At 45.6% G+C, this 22,476-nt stretch carries 14 protein-coding genes; 6 read left to right on the top strand and 8 right to left on the bottom strand.

Annotated features, from left to right (window positions below; genetic code table 11):
* Positions 1-29: 29 nt before the first annotated feature.
* The 7 genes from NBH15_RS00295 to NBH15_RS00265 all read right to left on the bottom strand — a co-directional run bounded on the left by NBH15_RS00295 (position 30) and on the right by NBH15_RS00265 (position 11,215).
* Positions 30-4,379, bottom strand: coding sequence for a CusA/CzcA family heavy metal efflux RND transporter (locus tag NBH15_RS00295; RefSeq protein ID WP_250821724.1), 4,350 nt, complete (start codon positions 4,377-4,379; stop codon positions 30-32).
* 269 nt (positions 4,380-4,648) lie between these two features.
* Positions 4,649-4,831, bottom strand: coding sequence for a hypothetical protein (locus tag NBH15_RS00290; protein WP_128133979.1), 183 nt, complete (start codon positions 4,829-4,831; stop codon positions 4,649-4,651).
* Positions 4,832-5,003: 172 nt separating this feature from the next.
* On the bottom strand, positions 5,004-5,705 hold the full coding sequence (pgl, locus tag NBH15_RS00285) for a 6-phosphogluconolactonase (RefSeq protein ID WP_128133980.1): 702 nt from the start codon (positions 5,703-5,705) through the stop codon (positions 5,004-5,006).
* 14 nt (positions 5,706-5,719) lie between these two features.
* Positions 5,720-7,189: a glucose-6-phosphate dehydrogenase gene (zwf, locus tag NBH15_RS00280; RefSeq protein ID WP_128133984.1), complete on the bottom strand. Its 1,470-nt coding sequence runs from the start codon at positions 7,187-7,189 to the stop codon at positions 5,720-5,722.
* Positions 7,190-7,204: 15 nt separating this feature from the next.
* Positions 7,205-8,659 carry a decarboxylating NADP(+)-dependent phosphogluconate dehydrogenase gene (gene gnd / locus NBH15_RS00275; RefSeq protein ID WP_244051004.1) on the bottom strand — a complete coding sequence of 485 codons (1,455 nt, stop codon included), beginning with the start codon at positions 8,657-8,659 and terminating at the stop codon, positions 7,205-7,207.
* A 23-nt stretch (positions 8,660-8,682) separates the two neighbouring features.
* Positions 8,683-10,062, bottom strand: coding sequence for an FAD-dependent oxidoreductase (locus tag NBH15_RS00270; protein WP_122328978.1), 1,380 nt, complete (start codon positions 10,060-10,062; stop codon positions 8,683-8,685).
* Between the two features lie 418 nt (positions 10,063-10,480).
* Positions 10,481-11,215, bottom strand: coding sequence for a class I SAM-dependent methyltransferase (locus tag NBH15_RS00265; RefSeq protein WP_128133981.1), 735 nt, complete (start codon positions 11,213-11,215; stop codon positions 10,481-10,483).
* Between the two features lie 205 nt (positions 11,216-11,420).
* Between NBH15_RS00265 and glyA the strand changes: the two genes are divergently transcribed.
* Entirely contained in the window at positions 11,421-12,701 is a 1,281-nt protein-coding gene (gene glyA / locus NBH15_RS00260; protein ID WP_250821723.1) for a serine hydroxymethyltransferase, read from the top strand.
* Positions 12,702-12,881: 180 nt separating this feature from the next.
* Complete coding sequence (locus NBH15_RS00255) at positions 12,882-15,230, top strand: family 20 glycosylhydrolase (protein WP_250821722.1); 2,349 nt, start codon at positions 12,882-12,884, stop codon at positions 15,228-15,230.
* A gap of 60 nt (positions 15,231-15,290) precedes the next feature.
* Here the strand turns inward: NBH15_RS00255 and NBH15_RS00250 are convergent, their stop codons facing one another.
* A complete protein-coding gene (locus NBH15_RS00250; RefSeq protein WP_250821721.1) occupies positions 15,291-17,759 on the bottom strand; it encodes an alpha-L-arabinofuranosidase family protein in 2,469 nt (822 codons plus the stop codon).
* A gap of 191 nt (positions 17,760-17,950) precedes the next feature.
* On the opposite strand from NBH15_RS00250, the gene NBH15_RS00245 reads away from it, so the two are divergent.
* The 4 genes from NBH15_RS00245 to NBH15_RS00230 are packed head-to-tail and all read left to right on the top strand — an operon-like array spanning position 17,951 to position 22,475.
* Positions 17,951-18,316: a response regulator gene (locus NBH15_RS00245; protein ID WP_007656214.1), complete on the top strand. Its 366-nt coding sequence runs from the start codon at positions 17,951-17,953 to the stop codon at positions 18,314-18,316.
* A gap of 35 nt (positions 18,317-18,351) precedes the next feature.
* Positions 18,352-19,521: a sugar transferase gene (locus tag NBH15_RS00240; RefSeq protein ID WP_250821720.1), complete on the top strand. Its 1,170-nt coding sequence runs from the start codon at positions 18,352-18,354 to the stop codon at positions 19,519-19,521.
* A 5-nt stretch (positions 19,522-19,526) separates the two neighbouring features.
* Positions 19,527-20,312, top strand: a complete 786-nt coding sequence (locus NBH15_RS00235; RefSeq protein WP_250821719.1) for a TolC family protein — start codon at positions 19,527-19,529, stop codon at positions 20,310-20,312.
* A gap of 3 nt (positions 20,313-20,315) precedes the next feature.
* Positions 20,316-22,475, top strand: coding sequence for a GumC family protein (locus NBH15_RS00230; RefSeq protein WP_250821718.1), 2,160 nt, complete (start codon positions 20,316-20,318; stop codon positions 22,473-22,475).
* Position 22,476: the final 1 nt, after the last annotated feature.

The following is a 22,476-nucleotide window of genomic DNA, read 5'->3' as shown; positions in this document are numbered from 1 at the left end:
TTCTGAAACTGTATCTGAATGTAATTTCATCAACGCGTATAAAGCTCCAATTCCAGTGCAGAGACATTATAATTATAGACCGCTTCAATATATCCTCTCCTAATCTCGCGGGCACTGTTCAGGCTTTGGACGAACTGCATAATATCCGTTTCGCTCTCCTTGAATTGTATTTGCGCACTCTTCAGCAGGGCATCCGCTTCCGGGAGCGCACCGGTCGTATAATAACGGATATTTTCTCCCTGTTGGCGGAGCATGACTTGCAACTCATCGACCTTGTTGTTCAGCTGGCGGGCACTCGCTTCCGCTTCCGTCCGGGCAATACCGGCATCTATCCTCGCCTGCTTCGAACGGCTTTGCTGCGGGAAGAACAAAAGCGGGAAGGAAACACCGACCATCCACGAATTCAACCCGTTCAGCGGTGAAATCTTCTGGCGGATATAACCGACCGAAAGTTCGGGGAAGAAGCGGCTGCGCTCCACGTTCAACAGCGCCTTCTTCTCGTCTGCCAGGCTCCGGAAATAATTCAGATGCGCTTCCGACGGCGCCGCCTCTCCAGTCACACCCGGAAGCAACGCCAGCGTACTGTCGGCCGGAACAACCGGACTGTCGGCATAACACACCCAGGTGAAACGGCGGACTGCCAGTTGAAGCTCTTCTTCCGCCTGCATCAGCCGGGTACGCAGGTCGGCAGCCAGCGTCGTTGCCATATTCCGCTCCAGCAAAGTGATATCGCCCTGCTCGTAACGGAGTTTTCCCGCCTCCTGCAAACGAACTGCCAACTCGCTCTCTTCGCGGTAAAGGGAACAAAGGTTTGCCGCATACTGATAATAAGCCCAGGCACGTTTCACCTCCGCCGTTATCTCTTTGCGTACCATGTCGCGATAATATTCGCCCGTCGCCACCTGCTTGCTGACCAGAGCGTTTTTATAGAAAGGAGTCAAAAGATTGCCCAGCGACTGGGTGACTTCCAGCTGGTTGTCACTGCGTATCTCACCATTGATTTGCCCCCAGGAATAGGAGAAGGAAGTCGCTCCCGGGTCCCAGGCCTCTCCCCTAGCAGCCCGCGAACGGTCTATCGCCGCCGAGGCCGTCTTCAAACGGGGATGGTTTTTCATGGCAAGGGCAAGAGCCTCGTCCAGCGTAACGGTTGCCGGGACTGCGTCGGGAACTGCTACTCCCTCCGCCCATACCGCCGGTGACAGGACAGCCAGCAGCAGAACCAGGGTGGCAACCTTCGTCCCCCTCCTTTTCCTGAACTTCTTCCACATCAGCGGAAACGAATTAACCATCCGGTAGAAGACCGGAATAATCAGCAGAGTAAGGACGGTCGAAACAATCAACCCGCCAATCACGACAGTCGCCAGCGGACGTTGCACCTCCGCACCTGCCGATCTGGCAATCGCCATCGGGACAAATCCCAGCGAAGCCACCAGCCCCGTCAGGAATACCGGGCGCAACAAATGCGGGCATCCCCGGGCAATAATCCGGTTCGTACTCATTGTATATCTGTTTCTTTTACGTAAGTCATTGAAATGATTAATCATCAGGATACCATTCAGCACCGCCACCCCGAACAGGGCTATAAAGCCGACCCCGGCAGAAATACTGAAAGGCAACCCACGCAGCCAAAGCGCCACAATCCCCCCTATCAACGACAAGGGCACGGTCGAAAAGACCACCAGCGTATAAGTCACACTCTTGAAAGCGAAGAACAGCAGCAGCAAAATCAGCGCCAGCGCAACAGGAATCACGACCAGCAAGGTATTGATGGCATTTTGCAGGTTCTCAAACTGCCCGCCGTATTCGAAATAATAACCGGGCTTCAGCCTGACATTCTTTTCCAGCGTGTCCTGTATCTGCGAAACGACCTGCTGTATATCGGCATCGCGTACATTCACCCCAATTACGATACGACGTTTGGTCGCATCCCTGTTAATCTGCAAAGGGCCGTTCACCAGCTCGATACTCGCCACCTCGCTGACGGGTATCTGGATACCCTCCGCCGTGCGGACAAACAACTTGTCGAGGTTAAGGTCCGACACTTTATCGTTATCCAGCCGCAACACAAGGTCGAAGCGGCGTTCGTTCTCAAAAATCACGCCAGCTGCCTCCCCGGCATAGGCCGTGCGGATAATCGTATTCAGTTCCTCTATATTCATACCGTAACGGGCAATCTTGCCGCGGTTGTACCTGACTACCAGTTGCGGAAGCCCCATCGCCTGCTCCACAATCACGTCGGCGGCACCGGGCACCTGCTCCACATAGATCGCCGCCTCTTTCGCCCGGGTGTAGAGTTCCTCCATGTCTTCGCCATACAGCTTGATGGCGATGTCCGCCTTGGCACCTGTCATCAACTCGTTAAACCGGAGTTGTATCGGCTGGCTGAAATTGAACTCCGCCCCCTCGACCGTCTCCAGCGCCTTCTTCATCTTCTCCACCATCTCGGCACGGCTGGAAGCCGACGTCCATTCCTTGAACGGCTTCATGATTATCATCACATCGGCATCCTCCACCGCCATCGGGTCAGTAGGCACCTCCGCCGTCCCTATCTTGGCAACGACATGTTTGATTTCAGGGAACTGCTCCATCAGCGTCTTCTGTGCCCGGCTGGAAAGTTCGATACTCTGCGTCAGCGAACTTCCGGCGGGAAGCGTCATCTGCATCGCAAAGTCGCCTTCATCAAGCGTCGGGATAAACTCCGCGCCCAACCGGGTAAACAGCAGCAACGAAGCCGCCAGCAACACAAAAGCGGAACCGACCGTCGCCCAGGTATGATGCAGGCAGAAACGCAGGCCGCGTTTATAAAACACATTCAGCTTATCGAAGAAACGGTCGGCAAAGGTCGGCTTTGCAGAGATAGTCCGTTTCAAGAAGAGCGAAGCCATCATCGGCACATAGGTAAGCGAGAGAATCAGCGCACCGATAATACAGAAGACCAGCGTCTTCGCCATCGGCGTGAAATATTTGCCTTCAATCCCCGTCAGTGTCAAGATAGGAAAGAACACAATCAGGATAATCAAAACGGCAAAAGTCGCACTGCGCACCACGCCGCTCGCCCCGGCTTCCACTTCCCAGTCCAGTTCAGCCTGCGTGAGCGTCCGCCCGACAAGCCGTTTCGTATAGATATGCGCCAGTATCCCTTCAAGGATAACAATCGAGCCGTCCACCACGATACCGAAGTCAATCGCTCCCAGGCTCATCAAGTTGGCCGACACGCCGAAGACACGCATCAGGATGAAACCGAACAGCATTGCCAGCGGAATAACCGAAGCGACAATCAACCCGGCACGCACATTCCCCAGAAAAACGATCAACACCAAGAAGACTATCAGTGCCCCTTCAATCAGGTTGCGCACCACGGTCGAGATATTCCGGTTCACCAGCTCTGAACGGTTCAGGTAAGGTTCGACACTGACGCCTTCGGGAAGCATTTTCTGCACTTTCTCCACGCGGGCCTCCAGTTCCTTCGTCACCACATTGGCGTTCGCCCCTTTCAGCATCATGGCAATGCCGCCCACACATTCGCCTTCGCCGTCTTTGGTCATCGCACCGAAACGTTTCGGCGCACCGAAGCGCACCGTGCCGACATCGCTGATATGGATAGGAATGCCTCCGCGGTTCGTAATCACGATGCGTTCGATGTCTTTCACGTCGCTTATCATACCTTCCGAACGGATATAGTAAGCGCGGTTCACCTTCTCGATATAACTTCCGCCGGTGTTCTGGTTGTTGCTGCTCAGGGCGGAATAGACGTCGCCGATGGTAATATTCAGCGAATAGAGCGCATCCGGGTCGACCGCCACCTCGTATTGTTTCAGGTAGCCGCCGAAACTGTTAATCTCCACAATCCCCGGAATCCCCGAAAGCTGCCGCTTCACAATCCAGTCCTGAATCGTGCGCAACTCCATGGCATCGTAGCGGTCCTCATAGCCGGGGGCGACCTTCAGCACATACTGGTAGATTTCACCCAGCCCGGTCGTTATCGGCATCAGTTCCGGCATGCCCAGTTCGACGGGAATCTCTCCGGCAACGGTTTGTATCTGTTCATTGATCAGCTGCCGCGCATCCAGTGTCGGGACACTCTCCTTAAACACCACCGTCACGAGCGACAGCCCGAAACGCGACACGGAGCGTATCTCTTCCACATTCATAATATTACTCATGGCAATCTCTATCGGGAAAGTAATCAACTGCTCCACCTCCTGCGGGGCAAGCGTCGGCGAGACGGTCACAATCTGCACCTGGTTGTTCGTAATATCGGGAACGGCGTCGATAGGCAACGTCAGCATGGCATAAATCCCCCCGATTAGCAGGAAGAGGGTCGTCAACCCGACGAACAGTTTTTTGCGAATCGAAAAATGTACTATGGCTTTAAACATCACTTTGTAATTTAAAATAACATTACAAAGCTAGCAGCCGCAAAAGAAGTAACCTATAAGAAAAGAATGAAGCTGACAGAATAGGAAGTGAAATGTACGAATCAGCTTTTAAACGAAAAAGGGAGAAAGGGCGTAAAGATAAAAATCCGGGAAAAGCCAAAGCCGCATATCTTCGCGTAAAGGGTCATACATGCGTTGTAAAAGGGGGTACATGTGTTTGGTCTGAAGACTAACAGGCTCCTGTGCGCGACTTTTCCCGGAATCTTTTTTTAGGGGACATCATTCTTTTCATTGAAGTCGTCTGCCTCCTGGTTGCCGCCTTCAATGGTTTCCGTGACGTCTTTCACGTCGCCCGATGTATAGCTATCAGACAGGACAGAGGCATCCGAAGACATTCCTTCGTCGGTCAGTTCGGCACTCTCATCCCACAATGTTTGCATTATCTTTGTCATAACCATTGATTTTATTTTGTTAATACATTAATCTAACAAGACTGCCGCGCAAAAGGTTGAAGAAGGAAAGAAGTTTCTGAGAAATAAATGGCTTATTTCTCACAGAATCCTTTAGATACCGGCCGGTCCAATACGAACCGGCCGGTATTTGCACAAACACATTGACTTATCATTACAGCGTCGTATACACTATCGAATCCACCGCATGCGACAGGATATAAGCTGCCGGCGTTGCATTCGTTATGGAATACCCCTTCTTCAATTCCTCTATTGCATCCGCTTTACCTTTGCCCAATACAGGGACCAGCAACGGCGAACCGTTCAGGATAAGCGGGCCCGTCATCGTGATGCGGAACTGTCCCGTTTCCGGATGCTGCGATACCGCATAATTGCGGCTGTCGGTCAACAAGGGAAGATTGTCGGGGAAGATAGACGCCGTATGTGAATCTCCTCCTATCCCCAAGATGATACAATCGAAATAGGGAAACTGGCCGTGACGCGGCAAATACTCCTTCACAATACGCGAATAACGCATAGCCTCCGTCCCCGGTTCCCCTTCACCATGAATCCGGTGGATATGCTCACGGGGAATGTGGAGCGGTTCGAACAACAGTTTGTTCGCATGACCAAAATTACTTTCCGTATCTGTCGGCGAAACGCAACGTTCGTCCACCCAGAAGAAACGCATGTTGTTCCAGTCTATCTTATCTTTATATTCGTCCGCCCACAAGGCAAACATCTGTTTGGCCGTTTCACCACCCGACAAAGCCAGGTTGAACGGTTCATCATCCTCTTTACGGGCCATATAATCCATCAACTGGCGAGTCAATGCCCGTAACGCATCTTTGTTGTCTTTGTAATTCTCTATTTTCATATGCTTCATTATTATCAGCCGCATGATTCGCAGGGAGCTCCCATCGAATCTGCGCCTAGCATCATTCTTTCTATCGGACCATTCTGTCCCGGCTCATAGAAGAAGAGATTCTTCGAACCCTCTTCCTTCCAATGATGCAGGATAGGGTCTATAAAACGCCAGCTTGCCTCCAACGCATCGCTGCGGGCATACAAGGTAGAATCTCCCAGCATAGCATCCAGCAACAAACGCTCGTAAGCATCCGGCAGGTGAGTTTTTGAAAGCGAGTCGTAACGGAATTCCATTCCGACTTGTTTCACGGTGAATCCGGCTCCCGGCATCTTCAGTCCGAAACGCAGCGTGATGCTTTCGTCCGGTTGGATGCGGATAACCAGCTTATTGCATGAACTGCCCGAACATTGCCCGGCAAAAAGCTGATGCGGTGTCGATTTGAAATGGATGACAATCTCCGACGACTTCTCCGGCAACTTCTTACCCGTAAAGAAATAGAACGGGACACCGCTCCAACGCCAGTTGTCAATGAAGAACTTCATGCCGACATACGTTTCGGTATTCGAATCGGGTGCAACATTCTTCTCCTCGCGATAACCGTCGTACTGGCCGCGGACTACCCATTCATTCATCTCACGAATCGTATAGGGACGGATAGCACGGAACACCTTCACAATCTCATCGCGAATCGGCTCCGGGTCGAACACGGCCGGAGATTCCATCGCTGCAAACGCCATCAATTGCATCAGGTGGTTCTGAACCATATCACGCAGGGCACCTGCCCCGTCATAATATTTGCCGCGGTTTTCCACACCCAGCGTTTCGGAGGCGCTTATCTCGACCGAATCCACATAATTCCGATTCCAAAGGGGTTCAAAAATACCGTTGGAGAAACGGAGTACCAGGATATTCTGCACCGTCTCCTTTCCCAGATAATGGTCGATACGGTAAATCTCCTCCTCTTCGAAAATACGGCAGAGATGCTTGTTCAGTTCCTGGGCCGTCTCAAGGCTTGTTCCGAACGGCTTCTCCACAATCACGCGGCGCCATCCGTCTTCCGTCTCAGCCACATTCATGCCGTTTTCCTGAAGATACTTCGGCACCAACTCGTACATCAGCGGCGGAGTGGCCAGGTAATAGATAATCCTGTCCGGAATATTCTCCTGCTGCTGCAACGAATGGATGCGGTCTTTCAGTTTTACATATTCGGCGGAGTTGGTTGAATCGAATGCCAGGTAGAACAGAATCCGGAGGAATTTATCCAGTTCTGCGCTGTTTGTTTCCTTATTTCCCCTTGCTTCCAGGATGTGTTTACGCTGTTCGGCACGGAACTCTTCATCCGTGTATCCCGTACGGGCCGCACCCAATATAGCGAAATGTTCGGGTAACATATCGCCAATGAACAATTCAAAAAGTGCCGGAAGCAGCTTGCGGCCTGTCAGGTCGCCCGATGCTCCGAAAATAACCAGGAGTTGACTGTCTGCTCTTTTCATCATCAAGTCCCTCCTTTATACTGTATAAGTTCCGGAAACTGTGTTACCGCCTTCGCCCGTCCAGTTGGTGTGGAAGAAAATACCGGGGTCGCGGTCTACCCTTTCATAGGTATGGGCACCGAAATAGTCACGCTGTGCCTGAATCAGGTTGGCAGCCGAATTGAGCGTGCGCAAGCCGTCGAAATAACTCAGGGCCGAACTCATGGCCGGCAAGGCTACGCCACTCAGGGCGCCTTCTGCAACCACCTTACGCCAAGATGGCAAAGCGGCCTGTATCTTGATGCGGAAGAAGTCGTCGAACAGGAGGTTCGGCAACTCCGGAGCCTTCTTGTACGCATCCGTAATCTTCTGCAAGAATACGGAACGGATGATGCAGCCTTTACGCCATATCTGTGCAATCGTGCCGAAGTCGAGCTCCCATCCGTAACGTTCGGAAGCGCGGAGAATCAAAGAAAAACCTTGTGCATAAGAAATCAGCTTCGCAGCATACAAGGCCTGGCGAATCTCTTCCACATACAGGTTTTCACCCAGTTCGACAGGTTCGGGATATAAGCTGGAAGCCTCTCCGCGTTCAGATATCAGGGTCGATAGCATACGGGCATAAACGGCCTCGGTAATCAAGGTCAGCGGGTCGTTCTCGTCCATCGCTGCGATGGCACTCCATTTGCCGGTTCCTTTCTGGCTGGCAACGTCCAGGATTTTGTCCAGCAACGGTTTGCCGTCTTCGTCGCGGAAGCGGAGGATATTCTTTGTAATCTCAATCAGGAAACTGTCCAGTTCCCCTTTGTTCCATTCTTCAAAGACGACAGCCATTTCGTCATTATCCAGCCCTTTACGGTTCTTCAGCAAAGAATAGGCTTCGGAGATTAACTGCATGTCGCCATACTCAATCCCGTTATGCACCATCTTCACGAAATGTCCGGCACCGCCTGCGCCTATCCATTGGCAACAGGGAGTCCCGTCATCGAGCTTGGCAGCAATGCCTTGCAATATGTCCTTCACAATAGGCCATGCTTCGGGAGAACCTCCGGGCATCACGGACGGGCCGTGCAGGGCACCTTCCTCGCCGCCTGAAATACCGCTACCGACAAAATAAAGACCTTTTGCCTCCACTTCCTTCACACGGCGTTCCGTATCGTGGAAATCGGAATTACCACCGTCAATAATCACATCGCCGGGCGACATGTGGGGCAACAGTTGTTCAATCATCTCATCGACCGGAGCACCTGCCTTAATCATCATCATGATGACACGCGGACGCTTAACGGCTTCCACCAGTTCCTCGATAGAATGGGCCGGGATAAAATTCTTCCCCTTGCCGCGGCCGTTCACAAAACGGTCCACTACCCTTTCCTCACCGGGGAAACTACGGTTATATACAGCAACGGTAAAACCTTTGCTTTCCATGTTCAGAGCCAGGTTCTCCCCCATAACGGCAAGACCTATCAGTCCGATATCTGCTTTTTTCATGTTCTGTTCTATTTTATATTTCGTTATTTTATCAATGCAAACAAATCGTTCAACGATTCACTCATCGAAGGATGCGTATAAATGCTATCCCTCAGGAATGTGTAATCTTTTCCCGCCCGTATAGCCAGCGAGACGGTATTGATAACCTCCGTCGATTCGGCGCAGAACAGGGTACAACCCAGTATCTCGCCTGTTTCCGTATCGACAATCGCTTTCAGTAGGCCATCCGTCTGCTCGAAAGTACGTGTCCGAGGGAATGCTGCCGCCGGAATCCGTGCGATACTTATCTTTCTTCCCGAACGCAAGGCCTCTTCTTCTCCCATACCGATACGCGACAAAGGCGGGTCGATGAAAACGGAGTAAGCCACGGCTACACGGTCATCTTTCGTACGGCGTCCGCTACCGAACAGTTCATCCTTTATCACCCGGTAATCGTCCAGGGAGATGTAAGTGAACTGGAGTCCGCCTGTCACATCGCCCATGGCCCATATATCGGGCACGTTCGTATGCAGGTGTTCGTCTACCACGATTGCACCACGGTCGGAAACCTGTATGCCTGCGGCTTCCGTATTCAGGTCCGTCGTGTTCGGACGTCGGCCGGTTGCCAACAAAACGGCATCAGCGGGAAGTTGCCGGAGCTCTCCTCCCACATTCTCTTTATATGTTATAACAGCTTCGGCGCCATTGTGTTCAATCGACTGCACCAAAGCGTTCAGATGAATAGTAATTCCTTTCTTTTCCAATACTGTTTTTACCGCCTCAGCGATATCGCGGTCTTCGCGGGCAATAAACTTGTCGCCCCCTTCGAGCACAGTCACTTCGGAACCGAAGCCGGCAAACATGGAGGCAAACTCAAGGCCGATGTAACCACCGCCAACAATCACCAATCGGCGCGGTAACTTATCCAGTTCCATGATAGAAGTACTGGTATAAACATACGGATTACCTTCCAGTCCCTTGATTGACGGAATAATGGTGGAAGCGCCCGTATTGATGAATATCTTTTCGCCCTCCAGGAGAAGGGTTTCATTGCCTGCTTTCACTTCTATTTCATGAGGAGAACGGAAAGAAGCGATACCGGTATAGACCGTGACGGTGTCTTTCGAATCGAGGTTATCGAAATTCTTTTTGCGTAAAAAGGCAGTCAGTTCTCTTTTTCCGGCAATAGCATTCCGGAATTCCTCTGCGTATTGCTCAAAAGAAGAGGGTTTCCTGTATTGAGTTACTTTCGACATGTGTACCAGCCTTTTTGTCGGGATACAACCTATATTGATACAAGTTCCGCCATACATACCAGCCGAACGTTCAATAATGGCCACGTTCCAGCCTCTTGTTCCCAACTCTGCGGCCAAAGTCTTGCCGGCCTTACCAAACCCAATGATTATCGCATCATACTTTTTCATCTTTCGTTTCTCCTCTTTTAAGTTAGTTATTAACAGAACATTCGTTTTAACCTAATTGTTCGTAATATTTATCTATATTCCAATATTTATTATCTATCAGCCTCCCCGCTTAAAACGCAAAGGATGACAAGACAAAAGTAGAGAAAGCGACTAGTTAAGGGAATGGTCATTTTTCCTATTGAGTTGGCAATTTGTCATTCACTGGGGAGCAAAATTCCGGACATGCCGAAACGGCTTCAGTTTCCTAAGCAGGAAACGCGAGTTTCTTCCGCAGGAAACTGGAGTTCCCCAGGCAGGAAATTACAGTTTCCTAGGCAGGGAACTGGAGTTTCCCAAACACGAAACTACGAGGAAACTGTAATCAACTGAGCAATAACACACTAGTATAAAATTGAGAATAGTAAGAAAACAGGTTCTATTACCTCTTGACAGCCGAAATAAGGAGCATCATCGGCCTGCGTAATTCATCCTGCATACCGGGAATGGTATCCAGTAAGGCAGGGTCGGGTTCCGACTCTATCAATCCGGTTATTTCAAAGCCCGACTTAATCAATCCATTTATATAAGTAGTCAATGTCTTATGATACTTCACCACCTCTTCGCCCAAAAAGACAGCACGGCGTTTTCCTTCCGTAAAATAACGGTCGACCGGCCAATGCAGAATCTCACCGTCAGCTCCATAATACCAATCCTGCGTACCATAAGCCGTAAAAACCGGATGCTCGACCGAGAAAACAAATGTTCCGCCCTTGCTCAGACAACGGTACACATGCTCACAAACCGTATCAAAAGATTCCAGATAATGAAACGTCAGCGAACTGATGACTACATCAAACATATCAGGCTTATATTCAAAATCTTCCACAGCCATACATTTATAGGTTATCCGAGGGGAAGAATTTCTTTTTCGGGCTTCTTCCAGCATCTTCTCCGAAATATCGATACCCAGTGCAGAAGCCGCTCCCTGTTCAATGGCATATACGCAATGCCATCCGAAACCACATCCCAGGTCAAGCACCCTTTTCCCCTGGAAATCGGGCAACATCTTCTTTAGCATGTGCCATTCTCCCGCGCCTTTCAAACCATCCACAGAACGCGACATCCGGCAATAGCGGCTGAAGAACTCTTCGTCATCATATTTATTCTCTTTCATACCTTAAACTCTTAGTTTTAACAGAAATATTTCCACAAATACGGAGAACGGCAAAGATAGGCATAAAAACAACCTCTTTCCCTCCCCTCTCTATTTATATTTTGATAACAATTAGACTATATATACAGAAATTTATCGTAAATTTGCGACGATTCTCTCATTTTGATAAGCAGAGAACTCATTGCAATAACCAATTTTACATGTAATGAAACAAGACAAGATCATTTTCGACATCATTGAAAAAGAACATCAGCGCCAGTTGAAAGGCATCGAGCTGATTGCTTCTGAAAACTTTGTGAGCGACCAGGTGATGCAAGCCATGGGAAGCTGCCTGACCAACAAATACGCCGAAGGTTATCCCGGCAAGCGTTATTATGGTGGTTGCGAGGTAGTAGACCAGAGCGAAACGATTGCTATCGAACGGTTGAAACAAATCTTCAATGCTGAATGGGCAAATGTCCAGCCTCACTCGGGAGCACAGGCAAATGCAGCCGTATTCCTGGCAGTTCTTAACCCAGGGGATACATTCCTCGGTTTGAATCTGGCACATGGCGGCCACCTTTCTCATGGTTCTCCCGTAAATAGTTCAGGTATCCTATATAAAGCAACAGAATATAACGTAAAAGAAGAAACCGGACGCGTCGATTACGACCAGATGGAAGAAGTTGCACTGCGCGAAAAACCGAAATTGATTGTCGGTGGCGGTTCTGCTTATTCACGTGAATGGGATTACAAACGGATGCGCGAAATCGCCGACAAAGTAGGCGCCCTGTTGATGATAGACATGGCCCACCCTGCCGGTCTGATTGCAGCCGGTTTGCTGAACAACCCGTTGGAATATGCCCACATCGTAACTTCTACGACTCATAAAACGCTGCGTGGTCCGCGCGGAGGTATCATTCTGTTAGGCAAAGACTTCGAAAACCCATGGGGAAAGAAGACTCCGAAAGGCGAAATCAAAAAGATGTCGCAGTTACTCGATTCAGCCGTATTCCCGGGTATCCAGGGAGGTCCGCTGGAACATGTGATTGCTGCTAAAGCCGTTTCTTTCGGCGAAGCACTGGAACCGGAATACAAAACATACCAGGCTCAGGTGAAGGCAAATGCGGCTGCTATGGCTAAAGCATTTATCGATAAGGGGTATAAGATTATTTCCGATGGTACGGACAATCACAGTATGCTGATCGACCTGCGTAAGAAATTCCCTGAACTGACTGGTAAAGTTGCTGAAAAAGCATTGGTTGCTGCCGACATCACTGTCAATAAGAACATGGTTCCGTTCGACAGCCGTTCAGCATTCCAGACTTCAGGTATCCGTGTCGGTACTCCGGCTATCACAACCCGTGGTGCCAAAGAACCGCTGATGACTGAAATCGTTGAATTAATCGACACTGTTCTTTCTGCTCCCGAATGTGATAAGACAATCACCGCTGTTCGCGAAAAAGTAAACAGCATCATGAAAGAATATCCAATCTTCGCATGGTAAAATACCTTGTATAGGGCCGGCACTAAACCGCCGTCCCTATACATTATATTATATATAGTATATAAATACCGTATAAGCGGCAAAAATATCTGTTTAACCGGAGTAAATACCGGGACGACCGCTAGGGCCGCCCCTACGAAAAACAAAATTCACAATTATCTATAAACTTATCTTTATAACATGAAGAAGCTCGTTTCAATGTGTGCAGGCGCAGCACTATGTATCCTTGCGTCATGCAGCGAAGGGCCTACAAAACAGATGCCTTATAATCAGGGTATCAATGTAATTCCCGTACCTGTAAGTCTGACTCAGAACGAAGGAGTCTTTAAAGTTGGCAAAAATATGGCTTTCCAGGCTTCCACTCCGGAAGCAAAGACTGTGGCTGAATTTTTTGCTTCTAAAATGAATCTGGCAACAGGTTATCAGGTAACAGTCGGAGACAAAGAAGTTTCTAACGGGATTTCATTGCTCATCGACGAATCACTGGACGTAAATAACGAGGGGTACACACTCGACGTAACTGCCAATGGAGTTGTTGTAAAATCTAAAACTCCGCAAGGTTTGTTCTACGGTATGCAGACATTCATGCAACTGTTGCCGGCAGAAATCGAAAGTCCGGTTGTCGTAAACGGTATCGCATGGACCACCCCATGTGTTTCCGTAAAAGACGAACCGCGTTTCGGATACCGTGGCTTCATGCTTGACCCGTGCCGCCATTTCATTCCAGTTGAAAACGTAAAGAAACAGATCGACGTATTATCCTTGTTCAAGGTCAACCGCATGCATTGGCACTTAACAGACGACCAGGGCTGGCGTATCGAAATCAAGAAATATCCGAAACTGACAGAAGTCGGAGCAAAACGTATTGAAGGCGAAGGCACTGAGTACGGTGGCTTCTATACACAGGAAGAAATCAAGGAAGTTGTGAAATATGCAGCCGACCGCTTCATCACTGTTATTCCTGAACTGGAACTTCCGGGACACGAAATGGCCGCTATCGCCGGTTATCCTGAATTGTCTTGTAAAGGCGAACCGGGTACTCCGCGTATCATCTGGGGTGTTGAAGACATCGTAATGTGTGCCGGCAAAGAAGAAACATTCAAGTTCCTGGAAGACGTGATTGATGAAATCGCTCCGTTGTTCCCCAGCGAATATTTCCATATCGGAGGCGACGAATGTCCGAAGATTAGTTGGAAAGAATGTCCGCTATGCCAGAAACGTATCAGGGAAGAAGGCTTGAAAGGCGACAAACAGCACAGCGCGGAAGAACGTTTGCAGAGTTACTTCGTACAACGTATGGAAAAATATCTTTCCGGCAAATACGGAAAGAAAATCATTGGTTGGGATGAAATCCTGGAAGGTGGTCTTGCACCGTCTGCAACTGTTATGTCATGGCGTGGTGAAGCCGGCGGTATCGCTGCTGCTAACATGGACCACGATGTGATTATGACTCCGGGAAGCGGTGGTATGTATCTCGACCAATATGAAGGAGACTACAAGATCGAACCGGTTACTATCGGCGGATTTGCTTCTATTGAAAAAGTATATAACTACAATCCGGTTCCCGATACGCTGGTTGCTACAGGCAAAGGCCAGCATGTGATCGGCGTTCAGTGCAACAACTGGTCGGAATATATGTACAACACCGATTTGATGGAATACCGTATGTATCCTCGTATGCTGGCTTTGGCTGAAATCGGTTGGTCACCGCTTACCCGCAAGGACTACAAAGATTTCGAACGCAGACTGGATAATGCATTGGTTCGCCTGGATGCACACAACATCAATTACTATATCCCGCAAGCAGAACAACCGAACGGTTCATCTAATTTTGTCGCATTTACCGACAAAGCGTCTCTTGAGTTTAAGACTTCCCGTCCGATGAAGGTGGTGTACACAATCGACGGAACAGAACCGACTGCCGAATCAACTGTTTACTCTACTCCTATCGAGTTCACTGAATCTGGCATATTGAAAATCCGCTCCGTATTGCCTTCCGGTAAAATGAGCAAGACTCGTACAATCACCGTAGAAAAGCAGGCCCTGGCTCCGGCTAAGGAAGTTGCTAAAACAACCCCGGGATTGGAAATGCAGGTTACTGACGGTATGTTCCTTGAATCATCCAAGCTGGCTGACGTAAAAGAATGGAAGAAATCGACCATGAAAGATTTACGCGAACTTACCAGCGTTGTCAAGACCAGCGAATCAATGAGAGGCGTTAAACAGTATGCTGCCGTTGCAACCGGTTATGTAAATATTCCGGAAGATGGCGTTTACTATATCTCTTCTGACAACGAAGAAGTTTGGATTGACGGCAAACTGCTAATCAACAATGGCGGTGAAGTAAAACGTTTCTCACGCCACGACACTTCTGTTGCTTTGGCTGCCGGCCTGCATGAAATCAAAGTGGTATTCCTCGGACATATCATCGGCGGATGGCCTTCCAACTGGAATGACGGCAGTGTAAAACTGCGTAAAGCGGATGCAGAAAGATTCACCCGTATCACTCCGGAAATGCTGGTTCATTAATCACATTTTCGTAATCATAAAAAAGGCCCTGGACGTCACTGTTTAGGGCCTTTCTTTATCTTAATCGACTTTCATCTTCATAATGGTAATTGAGTTGGGCGGGAAAGAATAAACCATTGGTCCGCCCAGGGAGAAAGTGATATTCTTCGATACCGGAACAATTCGGGTCGGATTATCAAATGTATTACGCACCAAAGGCTCGCCGGTCAATTGAAGGATTTCCGCATCGTTTTTGACACTAGCGCCTTTTATATTCAATTCCGTCTTTTCTTCATGTTGTGTCGTATTTACGACTTTCAGTATAATCGTATTGGTCTCCTTCTCCAACGTGGCGACAGAAACCAGCGACGGCAACGGAGGCAATACAACCTCATGCACCAATTTATCATCGACATAACAACTTACCGCTTCATCCTTACAAACCACTTTCACATTATACCAGCGGTTGCTTTCAAAAGAATAAGGTTCAGGAGAACGCAATGTGTCTTTAACCGCACCGGACGAACGATAGAACTCACAGGTTCCGGGAGCAATGGAAACTGCAATATGATCGTTGGCCTCTCCTTCTTTTCCATTATCCCGCACACGGAGCTGAATCTGTCCGCTTCCTTTATTCCTTCTGACTTTCATGGAAAAAGTGTAGTCGTGAGCTATCGAATCGCCCATTAAGATATAGTTCCAGCGGTTGGCATCGGGAGTTAATGTACCGTTATTTACTTTCCAGCCTCCGGTCCTGACTATCGCATCCGTTACAGGTTTGCCATCAATCCGCACATCTTCAAAGTCATAACTGTTATCAAACAGTTCGATTCCTGCATATCCGAATGTAACCTGGGGCCGGCTATATGTTTCTATTTCTGTTTTCAGCAAATCATCTCCCCGGTTATCCGAAAACATCTTCATCATATAATAAGAAGGAGACCCGATTGCACTGTTATTATTAAAAGAAATAGCCGGATATCTCTGAAAATCATAATTTACATTCCCCAATACCGGTGCATAGGCCAGGTGTTTTACCACTTCCGGACTACTCTCCACACCAAGCAGGAAACAGGCTTCTCCAATCGCCGCCCGCAAGGTACCTTGTAAAGAGACATCGCCCATACTGAACTCACCGATGAAAACCGCAGGAAATCTTCTCAGATATTGCCCGGTCTCGTATCTGTCATGATTTGCGATAAGGAAATCTTCACCGGAATAAAAATGATAATCAGTCCACTCGTTACGGTTTTTCCCTGAAATAAACGAGCTCTTAATCACGGTAATTTCAGGATAAGCCTCATTAATAGCTTTTTTAAAAAGGTCAAAACGCTTTGAATATTCCTGCCCATAATTCTCACTTCCAATCTCTATGTATTTCAAGTCAAAGGGTTCCGGATGCCCATTCCTGGCGCGCATAGCACCAAAAGTCGAATCAGCAGGCTGATTGGCATAAGCAATCGCATCCAATGCATCCTGAACCAACTTGTTCATAGCTGTAATATCCTCATAACGGGGCCGGCGGCTTTGGCTTGTCACCCCGCTATTAATCACATAAAGCGGTTCCGCATCCAAATCTTCGCACATTTGCAGATATTCATGATACCCCATACCGTTGGTCGAACCATACGCCCATATATTCCAGAAATTCCTGCGTGTAGAAATATCTCCAATGGTTTCATGCCAGACCGGATACGTTCCGGCCGTATAACCTTCTACAAAACTTCCTCCCGGAAAACGGACAAACTGGGGATTCAACGAGGAAATCATCTCCATTAAATCAGGACGCAGACCGTTAGGCCTGTCTTTCCATGTTTTTTGAGGAAATAGAGAAACCATATCCATCCAAAATACAATAGAAGTATCTGCCGTAATAGCCAAAACGGCATTGTTTGTGCTTTCCGAAGCGGTAAACGTATGTTTATATTTCCTCCATTCATATATCGGAGAAACATCAAAAGTCTCACTCAAAGGTGTTTCTGCCACAGAATCGCCTAAAAAGATACGAACCTTTTTAGGAATCATCGACCCGCCTTTCAGATATAAGGACAATTCATATTTTTCACCCTCACGTATAGAAAGTCCATTATAACCGGTTGCAACTACGCCTCCTCTCCCGGTTTCCGAAGAAGCGGCAACAGAAACCAATAAAGAGCGTTTATTTTTATCATTAATCAACTCCTTATTATCAGGCCATATACTGGTATTTGAAGAAATTTTCCGCCAGCCGGGTGTTGAATCGGGACGAATAAAAGGAATCGTCCATCCGTTAGGCGTGCTTAATACATTTCGCTTGGCATCATAAGGGCAGTTTAAAGGAGGCACTCCATCCTCAAAACTGCGGTTTTGTATCATCTCCGCATATACTCCCCCATCAATGGCATGGTTTATCTCTTCAATTGTTACTCCATACAAATTTTTATTAACAGGAACAGAAAAGCCGTCCAAATCAATTATTATTGAAGATGTAACAGGCATTTCCGGCTGACAACCGGAAAGCATAGTGACAAGTATAATGCTTATATTTAATACTTTAAAGGGTATATTCATTTCTTTATTTATCAATTCAATATAACGACTAGATTTCGCCTTGCAAACTTAAAGAATAATTTTCATATATAACATTCTTTGGAGAAAAGACTATTCTCTTGTAAAAACCTTTGATTTTTATACGTTTTATTAAATAATTATTTTAATTTTGTGCATTGAAGCTAATAAAAACAGCACTAGTATATAAAAACATGAAACAGTCAATTCTATTGGTTGATGATAAGCCGGAGATAGCAAAGATTATAATGCTTTATTTATCTTCTCTATATGATGTTACATATAGAGAAAATCCGATTAAAGCTATAGCCTGGCTTAATGAAGGAAATATTCCTGACGGAGTGATATCCGATTTGAATATGCCCGAAATGAGCGGAGAAGAATTCTTATGTTATCTAAAGGCGAATGCTCTTTTTAATCACATTCCGGTATTGATTCTGTCAAGCGTTGAAAGTAGCGCGAACAGAATACGTCTTTTTGAAGAAGGGGCAGAAGATTTTATTCTGAAACCTTTTAATCCTGAAGAATTAAGGGTTCGGGTAAAAAGACTTTTGAGATAAATAACTAAACGCTAGGGTAAATAACAACATCTTGTATGGAATATATCTTTTGGGGACATAATATTCCTCTTGCCGCTCACTTACGTGAAACTTTGCAATGCAAAATCATCGAATGTATCACCTTCCAGCAGATAAAATCTTGCCTATCCAGTATTGAATACATCGATTTTTGTGTTTTTATGGAGAGGTCCGATATGGCAACAGATATACCAACTATTGCCCAACTGCATAAGTTATATCCTACCCTATACATTATTTTAATCAGTGAAACGTTAAGTAAGGATGAGAAAATTCCTTATCTGAGAGCCGGCACTGATTGCATGATATCAAAGAACACCTCCAAGGATGATTTGCAGAAATTATTTTCTGTTATTATTGATTTTAAAGAAAAGGAAAAAGCCAGAAAAGATAATCAGATATCATCTTTGACAGAATTCAGACTGCCTTTATGGAAACGAACATTCGATATCCTGGCTTCGGGGTCAGCTATTCTTTGTTTATCCCCGATACTTATCCTGACGGCATTAGCTATTCGTACCGAAAGTAATGGAAAGATTGTATACAAATCAAAACGTGTAGGCAGCAACTATAAGATTTTTGACTTTTATAAGTTCCGTTCCATGTATTCGGATGCAGACAAACGGCTGGCTGAATATCAGCAATTAAATCAGTATACAAAAAGTATAGCCGAAGAAGAGTTCAAAGACTCTTCTTCGGCCGCTGAGATATCTCAGCAATCCTCTTCCAGCGGGCATGAACAGGATATACTTTTATTCTCTGACAATTTAAGTACTTCCGAAAATAATTACCTGAAAACTAAACGAACCGAACGTTCTAACGCTTTTTTCAAACTGGAAAACGACCCACGAATCACTCGCGTCGGTCATTTCATTCGAAAATATAGTATTGATGAACTCCCACAATTATTCAACATCCTAAAAGGTGATATGTCTGTTGTAGGAAACCGTCCTCTCCCCCTCTACGAAGCCGAACTGCTAACAAGCGACGAATACGTTCAACGTTTCATGGCCCCAGCCGGTCTAACCGGACTCTGGCAGGTTGAAAAACGTGGTAGTGCAGGAAAAATGTCTGCTGAAGAGCGGAAACAACTGGATATCAAATATGCGAAAGACTTTTCTTTTCATATGGATATGATGATCATTATAAGAACGTTTACAGCATTTATCCAAAAGGAGGATGTATAAATCTGATGAAAAATATTTTCATTATATTGTTACTGATAAATACGTCCTACTGTTTCTGTCAAAAAAAGAAAAGCAACTATTTTGACAAAGCTACAACAGTAGAAGTAACAGCCATGGCCAATGCAGACTCTATACAAGCCATGTTAGATGACTATGAACGGGTTCAACTTCCTCCCCTTTCTGTTTTCTTACAATCTGTTTACGATCATCCCTCTATAAAAATATATGAGGCCAAACGGGAAGAAGCTAATGCTGAAATGAAAGTGTCGAGGAGAGAATGGTTGGACTATTTCAGAATATACGGACAGTACCAGTACGGAAAGATCGTTCAGTTATCTACTACAAAAACAGTCGAAGATCCAATGTTTATGACTAGCCTGGGTAGTAATCAAAGTACATATAGTGCAGGCTTATCCATATCAATACCTTTCGGCGATTTGTTTAGTCACAGACAAAAGATAAGAGCAAAGAAAGCACATTTCCGTCAATTAGATTACGAGTACGAAATGTCAATAGAGGAACGAAAATTAAAAATATTGGAGGCGTATAACAATGTATTACAATCTTTAGCCACTCTAAAAGCGAAATCGGATGCTGCGGCATTGTATAACGCCCAAATGAAAATATCCGAACAGGACTTCATTAATGGGAAAATTGGTATTGGAGAACTTTCCATAGAGAAAGGAAGACGTACTAATGCAATCATCCTTTATCAGGAAGGACGAACAGCTTTACATAATGCTGTCACTCTACTAGAGATGCTCACAAATGTAAAGATCATAAACAGATGACTTATGGATATCACACTCTATATATCCCGTTTTCTACATCGCATTCGCTATCAACTAATATTAGGAACGTTAGTTGTCACAGCATTAGTTGCATACTTTACACAGTTCATGCAAAAAAAATATACTGTGAATACTTCTATCTATACCGGCATTACATCTAATACCGGATTAGAGAGTGAAAGTAAACCGGATTGGATGAGTGTAAACAATACCTTCGACAATTTGGTAAACCTTACTAAATCAAAAGGTACTTTAGAAACCGTATCAATGAAATTATTAGCATTGAATCTTATTAATGGAGATCCCAATGTAAATAATAAATATATAACTGCCAAAAACTATCAGAACCTAGTTAGCTTTGTTCCTAAAGAAGTCCTGAATTTAATTGATAAAGATTCTTTTAAGAAAACGATAAGTAACCTTGAGAAATATAAGCAAAATGATACACATAATTTCTTGTATAAGTTATTTAACGGATTCACTCCTTACTATAGTTATGGTGCATTATCCCAAATCATTGTAAAACGCTTGGGTAATAGTGATCTGATTGATATTGCTTACACATCAACAGATCCAGGCATCACATTAACAACAGTGAAATTCCTTAGTGAAGAATTACGCATTTCATATAATCAATTAAAATATAAAACTGCTGACGACATCGTAAAATATTACGAGGATGAACAAAAGAGATTACAAAGCCAATTAAATAAACTTGAAAATGAACTTACTGATTATAACATTAAAAATAGCGTAATAAACTATCAGGAACAAACAAAAGCTATTGCCGGTTCTTTTTCCGATTTTGAGAATCGTTATGAGGAAGTAATTAGCAGAATCAATAGTTCTTCACAATTACTTCAAGGTCTTGAACAATATATGCGAGTTCGTGTCAAGCTGGTGCAGGCTAATGACGAGTTTATCAAAGCTTTAGAAGAAATATCTAAAATAAATGGAAAAATAACAGAAATAGAAATATTTACGACCGAAAATACTCAGGATGATGACCTGGAATTATTAAAATACAAAGAAGACTTAAAGAATGCGGAGAAAAAGGTTGCTACTCTGACAGAACAGATCAATAACTACAAAGAAAGTAAAGAGGGTATTTCTATTGACGGATTAGTAAATGAATGGCTAGCCCAAACTATTATTAATATCAAAGCTAAAGCAGAATTAAAAATATTAGACCAAAGGAAAATAGATTTTACTGAACAGTATAAAACCTACTCTCCCGTTGGAACCCAGATCAACAGACAAGAACGTGAAATCCACGTAACAGAAGAATCATATTTACAGGTGTTGCATGCTTTGAATATGGCAAAAATGAAACAAAAGAATTTACAATTAACTTCTGCCACATTAAACACAATATCAGAACCTACATTTCCTCTTTTCAGTGACAAAAGTAAACGATTATTATTGATCATTGCAGCATTTGCAGGTAGTATAATATTCATTATTGGTCTAAATTTAATTGTTGAGCTGCTAGACAGAACTTTGCGGGATGCAGAACGTACCCGGAGACTTACTAATATGACTGTATTAGGTGCGTTCACCGGTAATCAGCAATTGAAATACAGAGGATTTATAAAAGCCTGTAACAGAATATCAGCCGCCTATACTTGTAACCGACTGATGCAATACATGAAAAAAGGTCATACATTCCATATTAATATATTAAGTATAGAAAAAAAAGAAGGTAAAAGTTTTGTTTGCCAATATCTAACAGAATATTGGAAGGAGATCGGATTCAATGTCAAGCATCTAGTTGCAGGAAAAGATTTTCCAATTGATGCGAGTTATTTATCTTCTGGAGAAATCAGTTTCTACATGGGAGATAATGACCGTCCAGATATTCTTTTATTAGAATATCCAGCTATTAAAGATAATAGTCTACCTGTTAATCTATTAAACAAAGCAGACATAAATCTCTTAATTGCTAATGCTCGCAGAGTATGGAAAAACAGCGATGAAGAGTTTGTGAATTACTTACATGATATGGCTCAGGGTAAACCATTATATCTCTATTTAAATAATGCTTCACGTGAGACAGTAGAAGACTTTACAGGTCAATTACCTCCGGAGACCTCTATCCGTTCACTTTCAAACCGCATTATTTATATGGGATTAACGGCAAGAAACTCTGCAATTAGAGAATAAC

Origin of the sequence: Parabacteroides caeci, assembly GCF_023656795.1 — a bacterium.
Taxonomy (GTDB): Bacteria; Bacteroidota; Bacteroidia; order Bacteroidales; family Tannerellaceae; genus Parabacteroides; species Parabacteroides segnis.
The sequence above is the reverse complement of the archived record's forward strand: the minus strand, read 5'-3'. Positions and strand labels throughout refer to the sequence as shown.

Bases quoted from the DNA above. Each gene is read 5' to 3' on its own strand.
- NBH15_RS00270 (WP_122328978.1), bottom strand. From the start codon at position 10,062: ATGAAAAAGTATGATGCGATAATCATTGGGTTTGGTAAGGCCGGCAAG.
- NBH15_RS00265 (WP_128133981.1), bottom strand. From the start codon at position 11,215: ATGAAAGAGAATAAATATGATGACGAAGAGTTCTTCAGCCGCTATTGC.
- NBH15_RS00250 (WP_250821721.1), bottom strand. From the start codon at position 17,759: ATGAATATACCCTTTAAAGTATTAAATATAAGCATTATACTTGTCACT.
- NBH15_RS00230 (WP_250821718.1), top strand. From the start codon at position 20,316: ATGGATATCACACTCTATATATCCCGTTTTCTACATCGCATTCGCTAT.
- NBH15_RS00290 (WP_128133979.1), bottom strand. From the start codon at position 4,831: ATGACAAAGATAATGCAAACATTGTGGGATGAGAGTGCCGAACTGACC.
- NBH15_RS00295 (WP_250821724.1), bottom strand. From the start codon at position 4,379: ATGTTTAAAGCCATAGTACATTTTTCGATTCGCAAAAAACTGTTCGTC.
- NBH15_RS00245 (WP_007656214.1), top strand. From the start codon at position 17,951: ATGAAACAGTCAATTCTATTGGTTGATGATAAGCCGGAGATAGCAAAG.
- NBH15_RS00235 (WP_250821719.1), top strand. From the start codon at position 19,527: ATGAAAAATATTTTCATTATATTGTTACTGATAAATACGTCCTACTGT.
- NBH15_RS00255 (WP_250821722.1), top strand. From the start codon at position 12,882: ATGAAGAAGCTCGTTTCAATGTGTGCAGGCGCAGCACTATGTATCCTT.
- pgl (WP_128133980.1), bottom strand. From the start codon at position 5,705: ATGAAAATAGAGAATTACAAAGACAACAAAGATGCGTTACGGGCATTG.
- NBH15_RS00240 (WP_250821720.1), top strand. From the start codon at position 18,352: ATGGAATATATCTTTTGGGGACATAATATTCCTCTTGCCGCTCACTTA.
- zwf (WP_128133984.1), bottom strand. From the start codon at position 7,189: ATGAAAAGAGCAGACAGTCAACTCCTGGTTATTTTCGGAGCATCGGGC.
- glyA (WP_250821723.1), top strand. From the start codon at position 11,421: ATGAAACAAGACAAGATCATTTTCGACATCATTGAAAAAGAACATCAG.
- gnd (WP_244051004.1), bottom strand. From the start codon at position 8,659: ATGAAAAAAGCAGATATCGGACTGATAGGTCTTGCCGTTATGGGGGAG.